This is a genomic window from Vicingus serpentipes (genome assembly GCF_007993035.1).
Lineage (GTDB): Bacteria > Bacteroidota > Bacteroidia > Flavobacteriales_E > Vicingaceae > Vicingus > Vicingus serpentipes.
Genome location: NZ_VOOS01000001.1, coordinates 334486 through 350859 on the forward strand (window position 1 = coordinate 334486; position 16374 = coordinate 350859).

Here is a 16374-nt window from a genome sequence, read left to right on the forward strand (position 1 = left end):
AAGCAAATTATTAATTAATAACAGTTTTTATTTATTTGCTCCTCAATAAATTTGACAGAACTTTCAGAACTAACTCCTAAGGCTAAATATAAATCATCGCAAGCACCATCTTTATCTCCTCTCATTTTTTTTACAAACGCTCTATTACTGTAACCAGCTTCTAATCTTGTATAATTAATATTCCCATCAACTCTATTTGTTTCCGTTTCTATAATTTGAGTAAAATCCTTTAAAGCACTTTTGTAGTTTTTAAACTGTTTAGCTCTTATTATCCCCCTATTATTTAAGGCATTCCACATTTCAGAGCTGTACTTTTTAGCTAAACTTATCGTTTTGGTATAATCCTCATCAGCCCCATTATAATCCTTTAATTTTTCTTTTTCAAGAGCTCGTTTATAATAAAAATCAGCTTTTTGCTTTTCTTCAATTACTTCTTCTCCCTTATCTTCTATCTCCGTTTGTTCAGATGGTAATTCATTAATTATATCAGCTAATTTATTTTCATCCTCTATCCAATCCTCTGTTAATTCACTTTCATAATTAGCTTGATCTTGATATGTAATAACTGTATACATACTATAAAAAGCAATAAAAAAGAAAGCTGCCATAATTAACAATATCCTTCTTACTTTATCTTTTGGAGTATCTCCTCTTGATATTATCGGTCCGTTATTTTCCATATAATAAATATACATTTAAATGCAATAAATAAAAAAGCCTCTCTTAAAAAAGAAAGGCTTTTTATACTAACTAAACTAATATTACTACATTTTTTTAAAGGTAAAGTTGTAATAGTAAACCTTATTAGGGTCATGTTTTTCTTCAATTTTAAGCTCATTTAATTTAAGCATCAATTGTTCTTTAACTAATTCATCAGAGTAATTGGTATCGATAATTTCAATCTTACCTTGCGCATCAATTTTAAAACTCACTTTAACAAATGCTGTTTTATTTTTTTCAATTGGTAATTTGTTGTTTTCAAATTTTACTACTTTTTGCAACTTATCTTTAATATTAAAGTTACCGCCTCCAGCATAAGTGTTATTTATTAATCCTGAAGTTAAAATTGCTATTGTAATTGCTAATGTTTTCATGTTTTATATTTTTAATTTATAGTTCAAAAGTATTTCCTAAATCCTTCCTCCGAAATCATTTTTAGGTGAACGGATGCTATTTTTCGGTAATTGGTAGATTTAGACATTTTAATTTATTTGTTTGTAAGTATGACGCCTCTAGACCAATTATTGTTACAGATCAGGTAAAAAAAATACCTTAATAATATGTGAATGGTTTATTATAATTACTAATGGTAAAAAATAAACGTTAAACAAATCAAACAACACCTTTTTATAAAATATTCGACCTTTAACTAAAAGAATAGTTGTATAACTAAACATTTAGTTATACATTTGAACCATGCAAGAATTAACAAAAGCAGAAGAACAAATAATGCTAATTATATGGCAAAAGAAAAAGTGTTTCGTTAAAGAAATACTGCCAGAATTACCTGACCCTAAACCTGCATACAATACAGTTTCTACTATCGTGAGAATACTTGAAAAGAAAGAGTTTGTTGGCTACGAAGCATTTGGGAAAACTCATCAATACTTCCCTATAATTTCAAAAGAAGAATATAAAAATTTAAAAACTGATAACTTAATAACTAGTTTTTTTGGGGGCTCTACTTCTTCAATGCTTTCATTTTTCATGAAAGAAAAGAAAATGGATATTAAACAAATTGATGAGTTACTAAAAGAACTAAAAAAATAAAATATGGAAAGTTTATTCTATTTATTAAAAACAGGTATTATTTATAGTTTATTCTATTTGTTTTACTTTTTGTTTTTCAGAAACAACACTAATTTTCAAGTAAACCGATTTTATCTTTTACTCTCTTTGCCCCTATCTTTTATTATTCCTATTATAAAAACAAGCGTTACAGTTTCTAGTAATTTTCAAGCAATTTTACCAACCATAGAATTATCAAACATCTCAAAACAAAGCACTTCATTTAATTGGAGTTACATATTAATAATAGCTTACATTTCTATAGCCTCTTTGCTATTTTTTCGCCTAATTTTCTCAATATATAAAACACTCAAAACTATTAAACAAATTAATAAAGGAGAAATAACTGAAGTTTTACCCTTTTCCTTTTTTGGATACATTCATATCCCTACAAACCTTCCTAAAGAAGATAGAGCTGCTGTTTTTCACCATGAACAAATTCACTCAAACCAATTACACTCTTTAGACATATTGATATACGAATTAAGTAAAATTCTACTGTGGTGGAATCCCTTTATATGGATGGGGCTAAACTCGGTAAAATGTAACCATGAATTTATTGCCGATAAATTTGCCTCACAAAAATCAAATAAATATTCATCAATTCTTGTTGCTCAACTGCTTGGTGTGAATTGCAGTGCGTTAGCAAACAATTTTAATTATAAACCATTAATAAAAAGGAGAATTATTATGATGAAGTCCAAAAAATCAAACCGTTTAAGCGTTTTAAAATACGCTTTAGTTGTGCCTGTAATTGCATTAACTACACTTGCCTTTAACAATAAGGAGGTAAAAGTTATGTCTGAAAAAACAACTAAACTACAACATACCGATAAGGTATATGAAAAAGTTGATAAAATGCCCGAATTTGAAGGGGGGCAACAAGGGCTAATGAATTATTTAATGAAAGAAATTAAATATCCTGAACAATCTAAAAAAGATAATATAGAAGGCAAAGTTTTTATTGAATTTATTGTTGGAGATGAAGGAGCAATAAAAAACGTGAAAGTTTTAAAGTCGGTTAATTCTGAATTAGATAAAGAAGCAACTAGAGTTATTTCTAAAATGCCAAATTGGACACCTGGTGAACATGAAGGCAAAAAGGTTAATGTAAAATTAGTGTTGCCTATTATGTTTCAACTATAAAGATAATTCACACCAAGCACAATTAGTCCTTGGATTAAGAAGGGAGTTCTATTTATAGAACTCCTTATTTTATCAAAAAAAAGCCTCAATTTTCATTGAAGCCTTTCTTAAACTAAACTATATAATTAACTAAACAACTAATTACTTTTCCCTATCAGCACTTAATTGTCTATAAACTAAACCTTTATCTGTTCTAAATATGGCCATTTGACTATCTATATCTAACGGCATATAACTAACAGTATCTATTATTAATAATTCATCATCACTTTTATAGCTTAAAACTATTGTTTCACCATAGGATGAAAGCTTAAAGTTAGTATGAATTTGATTTCTTACTCTATTTTCATCATCACACCATATTATAATTGATTTTTTTGGTCCAATTATTTGGTTCGGCAATCTATATTTCTTTGGCCGTTTTGGATTATCAGTTATAAACCATTTACATTGACCCAAATCAACAGCAATATCTCCATCATTATATACTTCTATCCAATCAGCCTGATTTCCAAACTCATTTTCGCAAATCGAACCTTTAGGAATAATCGTTTTAATTATAAGTTGAGGTTCATATTTTTCTAATGTTTGAGAGATACAACTATTAAAAATGAAAAAAAACAGGTATATAAACAGGTATAATGGTTTCATATTTTTTGTTAATTAATTTAGATTCCTAAAAAATCGGTTTGATATAGTTTCAATAAATTTTCCTCTTTCTGATAAGCCTTTTTTGATAAAATTGACTTCTTTCTTATCAAATGATATTTCCTTTTTGTCTTTTTCGATTTGCTTAACTTCTTTACACAAATTGCTATGATTGCCATACTTATAATCATACATTATTTTTTTATGGTAGTTTAACTTCATGCCCTTTATTTACTCCAAAAGTACGAGGTGTTTGTCAGTTATATTTAAAGCCTACCTTAGGGTTTTGTTAACCTTTTCTTTATAAGATTAAAGTACTGTTAACTCAATTTAAATTTATCCTAATAAAACAGAAAACCGTATTTTAGTTTAATAATCTAATAAAATGGTATTAAAAAAAATAAAAGAATTATCTAATAGTGGCTTTGGTTCAAATATAAATAACGAAGGAGAAAGACTTATTACAAAAGAAGGCAAGTTCAATGTTAAAAAAGAGGGATTGAGTTTTTTTGAAAGATTTAATCTTTTTCATGCCTTAATCAACATGTCTTCATTTAGTTTTTTTGCTTGTCTTTTAGTTGGTTTTATTATCATTAATTTAATTTTCACCTCCTTCTATTTACTTGTAGGATTAGATGGCTTAAAAGGAACTACAATTAACAATAATTTTTTTGACGCATTTTACTTTAGTGCTCAAACCCTAACAACTGTTGGCTATGGAGGTTTGCATCCCACTGGAAAAACAATTAGCCTTATTGCAAGTTTTGAAGCTTTTATAGGTCTATTAAGCTTTTCCGTTTCTACTGGATTATTATATGGTCGTTTTTCAAAACCTAAGCCACAAATAATGTTTTCTAAAAATGCTTTAATATCTCCTTATAAAGATATAACTGGTTTAATGGCTAGAGTTGCAAATCCAAAAAACAACCAACTTATCAATGCTTCAGCAAAAATTATTTATTCTCAAGTAGAAGGTGTTTCAAGAAAGTTTTATACCCTTGATTTAGAGATGGAAAAAATTAGTCTATTTGTTACTAGCTGGACAATCGTTCATCCAATTACAACAGAAAGTCCATTGCATAGTTTAACTCATCAAGATATAATAGAAAGGAATGCCGAAATTGTTATTCTGCTTAGTGCTTATGACGAATCTTATAGTCAAGATTTACATGTAAGAACTTCATACAAAGCTGAAGAAATTGTGTCAAATGCAAAATTCATCTCTGTAATTGGTTTTAGCGAAGGTAAACAGTCAGTAATTCAACTAGATAAATTAAGTGATTTTGAAAAGCTCTAAATTAGAGTTCTTCTTTTCTTATAATATTTCTTAACCAAACTAAAAACAAAATTGAGAGGAGTAAAAGTCCTCCCATTATATACCAAGTAGTTTCATAACCAAAATTAGCTATTAACTGCATTCCTGAATTATGGGAAAATATATGGGCTATAGAAAAACTCATCGTAAACAAAGCCATAACTGTTGACATGGAGATAAAAGAAGGTTTTTGGGATCATTGTAGTGATAATCTATCTTATCCTCAAAGTAGAACTGGAACTTATGTTGTGATTAATAAAATCATCAAAAAGTAAATTAATAGACAATAGTAACCAAAATTATTACCTATTTTTTATATTTTAGCCACGTGTCAAAATTAGCTTCATACCTTTTCTTATTAATTTCTTTATTAAATATTGGAAATATTCAATGTGAAACTAAAGTTGATAGCTTAAAAAATATAATAAATACTTCTTCAGGTAAAGAAAAAGTTGATGCACTCTTAATAATGAGTGAACAATTTTTTGCATCTGATTTTAATTTATCGCTTTCTTATTCTAGAGAAGCTTTCTTAATTAGTGATAAAATAAATTACAAAAAAGGAATAGCTGTTGCTCATAACAATATTGGATATTCTCTAACCGATCTAGGAGATTACAAGAACGCTTTAGAGCATTATTTAATTAGTATAGATTTATTTAAAGAATTAGGAGAAGAAAATAAAGAAGCTATTGCATATAATGACATTGGTTATATATTTCAATCACAAGGCTTAATTGAGAAAGCAATAGAAAACTACATAAAAAGTTTAAAACTACTTGAAAAACTTAATGATAAGGGAAGTGTTGGTGCATGTTTAAACAACATTGGCTTGCTTTACCATGAACAAAATAATTTTGAAAAAGCTTTAGAATATTATGAAAAAGGCCTAAAAGTAAAAGAAGAAATTGGCGATGAAAAGAGTATAGCTGTATCATTAAACAATTTAGGATCATTATACTTTTCTCAACAAAAATATTATGAAGCAAAAGAATATTTCTTTAAAAGTTTAGCTAAACGTAAAAAAACAAATGATAAACCTGGAATTGGTCAATGCTTGATAAATATTGCTGGCATATATCGTGAACAAAAAGAATATGATACAGCTTTAGAGTATCTTCTAATGTCTGAAAAAATTCAAAATGAGATAAATAATACTGCCGGATTAGTAAATACACTTAATAGTATTGGTGTTATATACAGGTTAAAGCAAGATAAGCAAAGTGCTCAGCCTTATTTAGATAAAGCTTACAATTTAGCAAAAACAATAGGCTCTCCTGAACTAATTAAAAACACTTCGCTTTCGCTAAGTAACCAATACCGTGATTTAAAAGAATTCGAAAAATCATACCGCCTTTTAATTGAGCATTATCAAATGGTTGACTCACTTCAAAATACAGAAAATACACATAAAACAATTCAAGCTGGAATGCAGTATGAGTTTGAAAAAAAATTACATGAAAACGAACTTGCTCAAGTAAAAAAAGATCATGAACATGAAATAGAAATTAAAGAACAAAAGTTAATCTCTTACTCTTTTGGCATAGGACTAGTAGCATTAGTTGTTCTATCTATTGTTATACTAAAATCACTAAATGATAAGAAGAAAGCTAATAAAAGAATTACTATTCAGAAAAAAGAAATTGAAGATAAAAGTTTAAAGCTTGAGGAAGCTTTAATTAATATTACTGATAGTGTAAAATATGCTAAACGCATTCAACAAGCACTACTGCAATCAGAAGAACATATTTCAAGTAATGTTCCTCCTCATTTTATTCTTTTTAAACCAAAGGATATTGTAAGTGGTGATTTTTATTGGTCTTATGAAAAAGATAACTTCATGTATATAGCAGCAGCTGATTGTACTGGTCATGGGGTACCTGGAGCATTAATGAGTATGCTAGGAATAAGTTTCTTAAATAGTATTAATACTGTAAATAATATTTTGTCTCCTGCTGAAATATTAGACAATCTTAGAGCTAAGGTAATAGAAGACTTAAGTCAAAACACAAAAAGTGGAGCTTCGAGAGATGGAATGGATATATCTTTAGCAAAAATTAATCTTGTTAATCATGAAATTGAGTGGGCTGGAGCAAATAATAACCTATGGGTGATTTCACAAAATGAAGTTAGAGAATACAAAGCCGATAGGCAAGCAATTAATTTTACTGAAAATTTAATTCCTTATACAAATCATAAAATAGAAGCAAAAAAAGATGATTTGATATACTTATTTACTGATGGATTTGCAGACCAATTTGGAGGTCCAAATGGTAAAAAAATAAAATATAAACCTTTTAAATCTTTCTTGGCATCAATAGCAAACAAAGAACTTAATGAACAAAAAAACTTATTAAATTCTTTCTTTGAAGATTGGAAAGGTAATCTTGAGCAAATTGATGATGTATGTGTAATTGGTATTAAAGTTTAGTTAGTTTTAGTATAGTAATCTAACAACGTATTTATGCTATAACTAAATCTATCTTCACAGTTTTTTATATCACCTTTAAACCTTAACTCATTAGGAATCGCCAAACGATAAATGCCTTTCCCTTTTGCCATCTTCTGGAGTTTTTTTATAGCTTTTTCCGATAATTGATTATAGTTGTTTTTTAAAATCTCACACTGCTCTATTCTACCATATTCATAATCCCAACTCTTTGCTTTCTCATTTTTTATTGGATTATCTGAATAATATACATCTTTTAATTTAAGCCAAGCAAATTTAAAAACATCCTGAGAACCTTGTTTTGCAAAATTTAATAACTCCTTATTATTTATAACAAATGCTTTAACAAATGGGTTATCTAATTTTGATAAATTACCAGCTGCTATATCTGCTATACCTACCCACTTTATTTCATGTTTTTTTCTTTTCTAACCTCATCAAACCAAATATAGAAATCATGAATTTGATGAATATTTTTATATTTTAAATAAGATTTTTCAAGACCTATATTATAGGCATTAGCTTCTTTCCAAACAATAGTATTCTTTTTTCTATCTTTTTTTAGCCAATTTCCTGCAGCTAATATTTCATTTCCTGTCTCAATTGTATATGATTTTAAATTCTTCCATTCTTGTGAATAGCAAAGAAATATACTTGAGAAGCTAAAAAAAAAGCTTAATAAAAAGTGTTTGTAATTCATTAAAAGATGTTTTGAATTAAGTAATTCAAAACTATTAAATTAACATACCTACTACTACAGCAGTAAATAATGAGGCTAAAGTACCGCCTATTAATGCTTTAAATCCATATTGAGAAAGCAATCCTTTTTTAGATGGGGCTAATGCACCTATACCTCCTATTTGAATTCCAATAGATGCAAAATTGGCAAACCCACAAAGAATATAAGTTGCCATTATTATAGATTTTTCTTCTGCAAATTTTCCAGCCATTTTCATTTCTCCTAAAGAAACATAAGCAACAAATTCATTCAGAATAGTTTTTTCTCCAAGAAGTTGTCCAACCAACACCATATCTTCTGAACAGACACCCATAAGCCATGCAATTGGTGCAAATATATAGCCTAATATAAATTGAAAAGACAATCCATCAAAAGCAGTATTAGAACTAATCATATCGTTTATTGTTGTCCAATCTCCTAGTTTAAATAATATGTAATTACCCATTGCCATTAATGCAATAAAAACTAATAACATACCACCTACATTTACTGCTAACCTTATTCCTTGAGATGTTCCATTTGCAATTGCTTCTAATGCATTTGAACCTATTTTTTCCTTTGAAATTATCAAGTTACTATCAAATTTTTCTGTTTCTGGAACTAATATTTTTGCCGCAACTACTGCAGCTGGTGCTGACATTACGGATGCTGCCAACAAGTGTTTTGCAAAATAGATTTGCTGTACAGGGTCATCACCACCTAAAAACCCAATGTAAGCAGCTAAAACTCCTCCTGCTATAGTTGCCATACCTCCACTCATCAAACACATTAACTCAGAATTAGTCATTTTATCTAAATAAGGTTTAACTAACAAAGGTGCTTCAGTCTGACCTAAAAATATATTACCTGCCGCTGCTAAACTTTCAGCACCAGATAAATTCATCGCTTTTTTCATTACCCAGGCAAAACCATAAACTATTTTTTGTAGTATTCCCCAATAATAAAATAAACTTGTAAGTGCAGAAAAGAAAATCACCGTAGGCAAAACCATAATCACAAAATTAATTAGCGAAGAACCTAATTCACCACTAACATAAGACCTGAATAAAAACATAGTCCCCTCTTGGGTAAACCCAATAACTTTTGTAAAAATCTTACTTACAAATTCAAAGCCCTCTTCTACAAAAGGGACTTTTAAAACTAAAATAGCAAAAACAAATTGTATGGCTAGACCTTTAGCAACTAATGGCCAATTAATTTTACGTTTATTATCACTAAATAAAAATGCTATTCCTATTAAGACAGCCATACCTAAAATACCTTTTAGAATAGCAGTAAAACTTATGGCTAATAATGGAGTCAAAATCTTATTTAATTTGAGTTACGCTTATCTATTTCTTCTTTAATTTTAGATGCTTCTTCATAATCTTCATTATCAATAGCTGATTGTAATCTAGCATTTAATTCTTCATTTGTTAAATCAGAATAATTTAATGGTTTAGGAGAAGTAACAGACTCTGTAAGTTCATCTTCTATTTCATTAATTTGATTTTCTATATCAGAAGAATCATCAGAAGCAGATTCATCTAAAATAATTCCAGCACTCGATAATATAAATTCATAAGTTGAAATAGGACATTTAAAACGAACAGCTAAAGCAATAGCATCTGATGTTCTGGTATCAATTTCAACTTCTTTACCATCCTTTTCTGTAATTAATTTAGCATAAAAAATTCCTTCAACAAGATTGTAAATAATAATCTCTTTTACATGAATTTCGTAAGCATCTGAAAAAGTTTTAAATAAATCATGAGTTAATGGACGACTTGGCGTCATAGACTCTAACTCTATAGCTATTGCTTGTGCTTCAAACCCTCCAATAATAATTGGAAGTCTTCTTTTTGCCCCTACTTTCTCCCCTAGTACTAAAGCATAAGCTCCAGTTTGAGTTTGACTGTATGACAATCCTATTATTTCTAATTCTATCTTTTCCATCAACGTAAAAAGGGGGATTTTACATCCCCCTTATTTGGTTAGTTAATTTCTAATTTTGAGCCTTTAATTTCTTAATTGCTTCTATTAATTTAGGTACAACTTCAAAAGCATCTCCAACTATTCCATAGTCTGCAGCTTTAAAGAATGGTGCTTCAGCGTCAGTGTTAATCGCTACAATTACCTTACTACCATTAACTCCTGCTAAATGTTGTATAGCTCCAGAAATACCTATTGCAAAATATAAATTTGGACGAATCGCAAAACCAGTTTGACCAACATGCTCATGGTGAGGTCTCCATCCAATATCTGCTACTGGACGAGAACAAGCTGTTGCTGCTCCTAATTCTTTAGCTAATTCCTCAATCATTCCCCAGTTTTCTGGTCCTTTTAATCCTCTACCAGCAGAAACTACAATATCAGCTTCTGTTAATGATAATTCTGTAGATTCTTTTCTTACTTCTTTTACTTTTAAGTTTGTAGATGGAATTTCAACTGAAAAAGCTTCAACAGTAGCACTTCCTTCTCCTATTTTCTTTTCAATAGAATTTGGTAAAACTGACACAATTTTAGTTGCTGAATTTACTTCTACAAAGGCGAAAGCTTTCCCTGAGAAAACAGCTTTTTTAACAATAAACCCACCATCAGTATTCGGTAAAGATATCGCTCCTGTTACTAAACCAGCATCTAATTTTGCTGCTAATCTTGGTGCAACAGATTTACCTGAATAATCATGAGAAAAAATAATAGTATCTGCTCCAACTGATTTTGCAGCTTCTGCTATCACATGAGTTATTTTTTGAGGGTCAAAATTATCTAAAGATGCATCAGAAGCATGTAATACTTTTGAAACACCATATTTCCCTAAATCTTCAATACCAGAAACAGTTCCTGTAACAATAGCTACAGCTGAACTTCCCGTTTGTTGAGCCAATTGAGCTCCATAACTTACTGCTTCAAAAGCATTTTTGGTTAAAGCACCATTGTTTGAATCAGCATATATTAAAATTGACATAATTTTCTTTTTTAAAGTTCTTAATTTTAGATAGCTTTTGCTTCGTTATGTAATAAACTAACTAATTCTTCAACATTATCAGCAGAAACTAATTTACAAGCTGATTTTGCAGGAAGCAATTCAAAGTTTTTAATAGAAGTCACAGCATTAACATCAACTCCAGCCTCAACAGCTAAAGGTTTAGTTCTTGCAGCCATAATCCCTCTCATGTTAGGTATTCTTGCTTCTGCCATTCCTTTTGCAGCACTTAAAACTAATGCTCCAGTTACTTCAACAACCTCAACTCCACCTTCAATATCTCTCTCAATTGTTGCAACTCCTCCATTTACATCAAATTTAGTTGCTAATGAAACATAAGGTAAGTTTAACAATTCGGCAACCATTCCACCAACTTGAGAACCATTATAATCAATAGTCTCTTTTCCTAAAAATATTAAATCAAATCCTTTGTCTTTAGCATAATTAGAAATTTGTTTTGAAACAGAAAGAGCATCTGTAGCAACAGTATCAATTCTAACTGCATCATCAGCACCAATTGCTAAAGCTTTTCTAATAATAGGATCGTTTTCAACTCCTCCTACATTTAAAACAGTAACAGAACCTCCATTTGCTTCTTTCAACTCTAATCCTCTAACTAATGCATACCATTCATCGTAAGGGTTTACAATAAATTGGACTCCATTTTCATCAAACTTCGTATTACCATCCGTAAAGGCAATTTTAGCAGTTGTATCAGGAGCTTTACTTATACAAACTAATATTTTCATAATTATATATTATATATGTTTTATAATTGTTTTGACTGCAACGAAATTAATAATAATAGCCCATATAAAAAAAATGATACTCATCAATAACTAACATGTTTTTAACATAAAATAGAATTTAAAAAATTGATAAGAATTTGTTTAAAATTTTGATTTTAAATTGACAAAATAATTGTAGAAAATAGAACTCATTAACTATTATAAAAATATCAAATAGGGCTTTTTAATTTTTTAAAATAATTTTTGACGAAATAAAATTATTTTGAAAGTATTTTTTATATAGTTTTGCCTCATCAACTAAACAAATAATGAAAACAAATTTTAATAATAACTTTTATTTTAATCCTAAAAACTAGGACGAAAGGTTATTTTATATAAAATATTTACGAAAGCCTTTCAATTTTGAAAGGCTTTTTTTTTGAAACAAAACATGATGAACTTTTACTTTAATAACAATTTTAATTATGCAACCCCACCTGGAGGAGACTGAAATTTTATATCAATTTTTTTAAAGCCTTTCTCCAAACAGAGAAAGGCTTTTTTATTTTAAAATCAAATCATAACCAATTATAAAAACTAAAAAAATGAGCGAATTAATTTTACCAAAAGATTACAAACCTGCACTTGATGTTGAGACAACAGAAAAGGCAATTAAAAAAATTAAAGACTACTTTCAAGTAGCCATTGCAGATGAATTATTATTAAGAAGAGTTACTGCTCCTATAATCGTTTTAAGAGGAACAGGAATTAACGATGATTTAAATGGTATTGAAAGACCAGTATCTTTTCCTATTAAAGGAATGGACGAACAAAAAGCAGAAGTAGTTCACTCGCTAGCAAAATGGAAACGTTTAAAGTTAGCCGATTTAAAATTAGAAACTGGTCGTGGAATTTATACTGACATGAATGCTCTAAGACCAGATGAAGAACTAGGAAGCTTACACTCTATATATGTTGACCAATGGGATTGGGAAAAAACAATTGACCAAAAAGATAGAACTATAGATTATCTAAAAGAAACTGTAGAGAAAATCTTTAATGTATATAAAAGAACTGAAGAACATTTAACAAAAGAGTACCCAGAAATAAAACAAACTTTACCAAGTAAAATCACTTTTGTTTATGCTGAAGATTTATTAAGAGAATACCCTGAATTAACTGTAAAACAGAGAGAAACAGAAGCTGCTAAAAAGTATGGTGCTGTTTTCATAATTGGAATAGGTGGAAAACTTTCAAACGGAGAACCTCACGATGGTAGAGCTCCAGATTATGATGATTGGACAACTGAAACTAAAGAAGGTTATTACGGTTTAAACGGAGATATTGTTTTCTGGAACCCTACAATTGAAAGAGCTTTCGAAGTATCATCAATGGGAATTAGAGTTGACAAAAAAGCGTTATTAAAACAATTGGAAATTTCTGGTGAAGAAAGTAGAAAAGAATTTTTGTTTCATAAGTTATTATTAAATGATCAGCTTCCTTACACAATTGGTGGCGGAATTGGCCAATCGAGAACTTGCATGTACTTGTTACAAAAGGCTCATGTTGGTGAAGTTCAAGCTAGTATTTGGCCAAAATCAATGAAAGAAATCTGTTCTTACTCTGGAATTAAATTATTATAAAATGAACAAAAGCATCACATACTTTTTTTATTATTTCTTCAACTTCAAAAATTGAGGGTTACCTAATCATGTTTAAAACTGAAGGGAGCCTAATAAGCTCCCTTTTTTATTTTAATAAAATTTAAACTTATGAAAATAGCAATACAAGGAATAGAAGGATGCTTTCATCAAATAGCAGCCAATAAATTTTTCAATAGAGAAGTGGAAGTGCTTTGTTGCGTAAACTTCCATGAGTTAGTAAATAAAGTTACAACTCAACAAGAATGTGATTTAGGTATTATGGCAATAGAAAATTCTATTGCAGGAAGCATTTTACAAAATTACAAGTTATTACAGCAGTCTAATTTAAAAATAATTGGAGAAGTATACTTACCAATTGTTCAAAATTTGATTGTGATACCGGGAACTAAAATTGAAGATATAGAAGAGATTCATTCTCACCCTATGGCAATTTACCAATGTAGTGAATTTCTTTCTAAGCTAAAAAATATAAAAGTTATAGAAACTGAAGATACTGCGGCGAGTGTTAAAAGAATTAAAGACAATAACTGGGGAAAAAAAGCAGCTATTTCAAGTGAGTTATCAGCTTCTATTTACGGAATGGAAATTTTAACTAGTTCAATTGAAACAAACAAAGCTAATTACACACGCTTTTTAATACTAAGTAAAAATGAAATTGAAGAAGTTAAAGACACTAATAAAGCATCCCTTTATTTTTCAGTAGAAAATACCAAAGGAAGCTTGGCTAAAGTGTTAGAATTAATAACAAAAAATGACATTAATCTAACTAAACTACAGTCGTTTCCAATTGTTGGATCTAGTTGGCAATATTATTTCCATAGCGATTTAGAATATAGTGCCTACAGCAATTTCAACAACTTAATTCTACAATTAAATAATCACACAACTAAAGTTAAAATATTAGGAAACTACAAAAAAGGAATAAAATGAACATTCAAACAGCAAATAGAATAAACACCGTAAATGAATACTATTTCTCAAAAAAAATGAAAGAGATAGATGAGTTAAATAAGGTTGGGAAAAAGGTAATAAACTTAGGAATTGGAAGCCCAGATTTAGCCCCTGAATTAGGAGTTGTAAAAGCATTAACTGACTCAGCTAATGCCTTTAACAACCATGCTTACCAAAGCTATAAAGGCATTCCTGAATTAAGATATGCAATGGCAAATTGGTACAATTCTATTTACGAAATAGCTATCGATAGCAATCATGAAGTTCTACCATTAATTGGTTCTAAAGAAGGAATTATGCACATCAGCATGACCTACCTTAATGAAGGTGATGAAGTTTTGGTGCCAAATCCGGGTTACCCAACCTACACTTCTGCTACTAATTTAGCTGGAGGAAAGGTTGTACACTACAATTTGGATGAGAGTAACGATTGGGACATTAACCTAAAAGAGATTGAACAACTTATATCAGCCAAAACTAAATTAATGTGGGTAAACTACCCTAATATGCCAACTGGTGCAAATGGAAATTGGAACACTTTAAAACAATTGATTGCTTTAGCCAAAAGCAATAACATTTTAATTTGTAATGATAATCCTTACAGCTTAACCTTAAATGATACTCCAAAAAGTCTGTTGGAATTAGACCCAAACAAAAAAGTTGTAATGGAACTTAATTCGTTAAGTAAATCGCATAATATGGCAGGTTGGAGATTAGGAATGTTAGTAGCAAATCAATCACGAATTGATGAAATATTAAAATTTAAAAGCAACATGGATTCGGGAATGTTTTTACCAGTACAACATGCTGCCATTAAAGCACTCGAATTAGGTAAAGATTGGTACAAAAGCAATAATTTAATTTATGAAGAACGCAGAAAAAAGGTTTGGGAATTGTTAGATGTAATAAAATGTAAATACAGCAAAAATCAAGTTGGGATGTTTGTTTGGGCTAAAATTCCTGAAAGCATTTCAAATTCAACTTCTTTTTCAGATTTGCTATTGTACAATACTAAAGTTTTCATTACTCCTGGAAGCATCTTTGGCAGTAAAGGAGGTAAATTCATTAGAGTTTCATTATGTAATAATATTGAAACATTAGATGAAGCAATAACTAGAATTAAAAAATTTATAGCACAATGAGAAATATAGGAATTATAGGATTGGGATTGATTGGTGGTTCACTAGGTCTTTCTTTACAAAAAGAAGGATTTATTGTTTTTGGTTTAGATGTTCAAACAGCTCATCAAAGTCAAGCATTAAAGTTAGGATTGATAAATAAAATAGCTAATGAACAAACGCTTCTAGATGAGTGTAATATTATCATTGTAGCAACACCAACAACAGTGAGCACGTCAATAATTACGAGCTTATTAGATAATATTCAACCTCAACAAGTAATAATAGATATGGGCTCTACAAAAAGTAAAATTTGTGATGCATTAAAACAACATCCTAGCAGAAAAAACTTTGTAGCTGCCCACCCTATTGCTGGAACAGAAAATTCAGGGCCACAAGCTGCCATTCAAAATTTGTTTGATGGTAAAAAAATTGTGATTTGTGATAAAGAGGATAGTAATGAGAATCTACTATCACAAATAGTTGAGTTATTTAAAAAGCTAAAAAGCGATATCGTTTTTATGAACTCGAAAGAGCATGACAAACATTTAGCTTACATCTCTCACTTATCTCATATCTGCTCTTTCGCTTTAAGCTTAACAGTTTTAGCTATTGAAAAAGATGAACAAAATATCTTCAACTTAGCTGGAAGTGGATTTTCATCAACTGCACGATTGGCAAAAAGTTCTCCTCAAATGTGGGAGTCTATTGCGATGCAAAACAAAGAGAATTTATTGCCAGCAATTGAAAGTTATATCGAGAAATTAAAAACGTTGAAACAAAACATTGAGGAAGGTAATTCTACGGAATTAATAAGTAGCATGAAAAAAGCAAATGAAATAAGAAAAATTATAAAAAACTAA

17 protein-coding genes are annotated in these 16374 nt (G+C 29.5%); 8 read left to right on the plus strand and 9 right to left on the minus strand.

Annotated features, from left to right (window positions below; genetic code table 11):
* Window positions 1–14: 14 nt before the first annotated feature.
* Window positions 15–680, minus strand: a complete 666-nt coding sequence (locus FRY74_RS01490; protein ID WP_147097911.1) for a tetratricopeptide repeat protein — start codon at window positions 678–680, stop codon at window positions 15–17.
* 84 nt (window positions 681–764) lie between these two features.
* A complete protein-coding gene (locus FRY74_RS01495; RefSeq protein ID WP_147097912.1) occupies window positions 765–1094 on the minus strand; it encodes a hypothetical protein in 330 nt (109 codons plus the stop codon).
* Between the two features lie 322 nt (window positions 1095–1416).
* Here FRY74_RS01495 and FRY74_RS01500 point away from each other — a divergent pair, with 322 nt between their 5' ends.
* Both FRY74_RS01500 and FRY74_RS01505 read left to right on the plus strand, forming a co-directional pair.
* A complete protein-coding gene (locus tag FRY74_RS01500) occupies window positions 1417–1770 on the plus strand; it encodes a BlaI/MecI/CopY family transcriptional regulator (protein ID WP_147097914.1) in 354 nt (117 codons plus the stop codon).
* 3 nt (window positions 1771–1773) lie between these two features.
* Window positions 1774–2934: a M56 family metallopeptidase gene (locus FRY74_RS01505; RefSeq protein ID WP_147097916.1), complete on the plus strand. Its 1161-nt coding sequence runs from the start codon at window positions 1774–1776 to the stop codon at window positions 2932–2934.
* 141 nt (window positions 2935–3075) lie between these two features.
* Here FRY74_RS01505 and FRY74_RS01510 read toward each other — a convergent pair whose 3' ends face one another.
* Window positions 3076–3585: a lamin tail domain-containing protein gene (locus FRY74_RS01510; RefSeq protein ID WP_147097917.1), complete on the minus strand. Its 510-nt coding sequence runs from the start codon at window positions 3583–3585 to the stop codon at window positions 3076–3078.
* 382 nt (window positions 3586–3967) lie between these two features.
* Here FRY74_RS01510 and FRY74_RS01515 point away from each other — a divergent pair, with 382 nt between their 5' ends.
* Both FRY74_RS01515 and FRY74_RS01520 read left to right on the plus strand, forming a co-directional pair.
* Window positions 3968–4879 (plus strand): ion channel, encoded by a 912-nt coding sequence (locus FRY74_RS01515; RefSeq protein ID WP_147097919.1) that lies wholly within the window; start codon window positions 3968–3970, stop codon window positions 4877–4879.
* 346 nt (window positions 4880–5225) lie between these two features.
* Window positions 5226–7328 (plus strand): tetratricopeptide repeat protein, encoded by a 2103-nt coding sequence (locus tag FRY74_RS01520; RefSeq protein ID WP_147097920.1) that lies wholly within the window; start codon window positions 5226–5228, stop codon window positions 7326–7328.
* Here the strand turns inward: FRY74_RS01520 and FRY74_RS13030 are convergent.
* The 6 genes from FRY74_RS13030 to FRY74_RS01545 form a co-directional block, all read right to left on the minus strand.
* Window positions 7325–7459, minus strand: a complete 135-nt coding sequence (locus FRY74_RS13030) for a hypothetical protein (RefSeq protein ID WP_262709493.1) — start codon at window positions 7457–7459, stop codon at window positions 7325–7327. The genes FRY74_RS01520 and FRY74_RS13030 overlap by 4 nt on opposite strands.
* Window positions 7460–7752: 293 nt before the next feature.
* Entirely contained in the window at window positions 7753–8046 is a 294-nt protein-coding gene (locus tag FRY74_RS01525) for a hypothetical protein (RefSeq protein WP_147097922.1), read from the minus strand.
* 34 nt (window positions 8047–8080) lie between these two features.
* Window positions 8081–9388, minus strand: a complete 1308-nt coding sequence (locus tag FRY74_RS01530; protein WP_223265795.1) for a NupC/NupG family nucleoside CNT transporter — start codon at window positions 9386–9388, stop codon at window positions 8081–8083.
* A gap of 8 nt (window positions 9389–9396) precedes the next feature.
* The gene (locus FRY74_RS01535) at window positions 9397–10020 is read right to left on the minus strand and encodes a bifunctional nuclease family protein (RefSeq protein WP_147097923.1); all 624 of its coding nucleotides are present in this window, start codon (window positions 10018–10020) and stop codon (window positions 9397–9399) included.
* A gap of 49 nt (window positions 10021–10069) precedes the next feature.
* Window positions 10070–11032: an electron transfer flavoprotein subunit alpha/FixB family protein gene (locus tag FRY74_RS01540; RefSeq protein ID WP_147097925.1), complete on the minus strand. Its 963-nt coding sequence runs from the start codon at window positions 11030–11032 to the stop codon at window positions 10070–10072.
* A 26-nt stretch (window positions 11033–11058) separates the two neighbouring features.
* The gene (locus FRY74_RS01545; RefSeq protein ID WP_147097927.1) at window positions 11059–11799 is read right to left on the minus strand and encodes an electron transfer flavoprotein subunit beta/FixA family protein; all 741 of its coding nucleotides are present in this window, start codon (window positions 11797–11799) and stop codon (window positions 11059–11061) included.
* Window positions 11800–12383: 584 nt separating this feature from the next.
* Here FRY74_RS01545 and asnA point away from each other — a divergent pair.
* The 4 genes from asnA (at window position 12384) to FRY74_RS01565 (ending at window position 16374) form a co-directional block, all read left to right on the plus strand.
* A complete protein-coding gene (gene asnA / locus FRY74_RS01550; protein ID WP_147097929.1) occupies window positions 12384–13421 on the plus strand; it encodes an aspartate--ammonia ligase in 1038 nt (345 codons plus the stop codon).
* Window positions 13422–13550: 129 nt separating this feature from the next.
* Window positions 13551–14372, plus strand: a complete 822-nt coding sequence (locus FRY74_RS01555; RefSeq protein WP_147097931.1) for a prephenate dehydratase — start codon at window positions 13551–13553, stop codon at window positions 14370–14372.
* The gene (locus FRY74_RS01560) at window positions 14369–15535 is read left to right on the plus strand and encodes a pyridoxal phosphate-dependent aminotransferase (protein WP_147097933.1); all 1167 of its coding nucleotides are present in this window, start codon (window positions 14369–14371) and stop codon (window positions 15533–15535) included. The genes FRY74_RS01555 and FRY74_RS01560 overlap by 4 nt, the downstream gene beginning before the upstream one ends.
* Complete coding sequence (locus tag FRY74_RS01565; RefSeq protein ID WP_147097936.1) at window positions 15532–16374, plus strand: prephenate dehydrogenase; 843 nt, start codon at window positions 15532–15534, stop codon at window positions 16372–16374. Before FRY74_RS01560 ends, FRY74_RS01565 begins: the two co-directional genes overlap by 4 nt.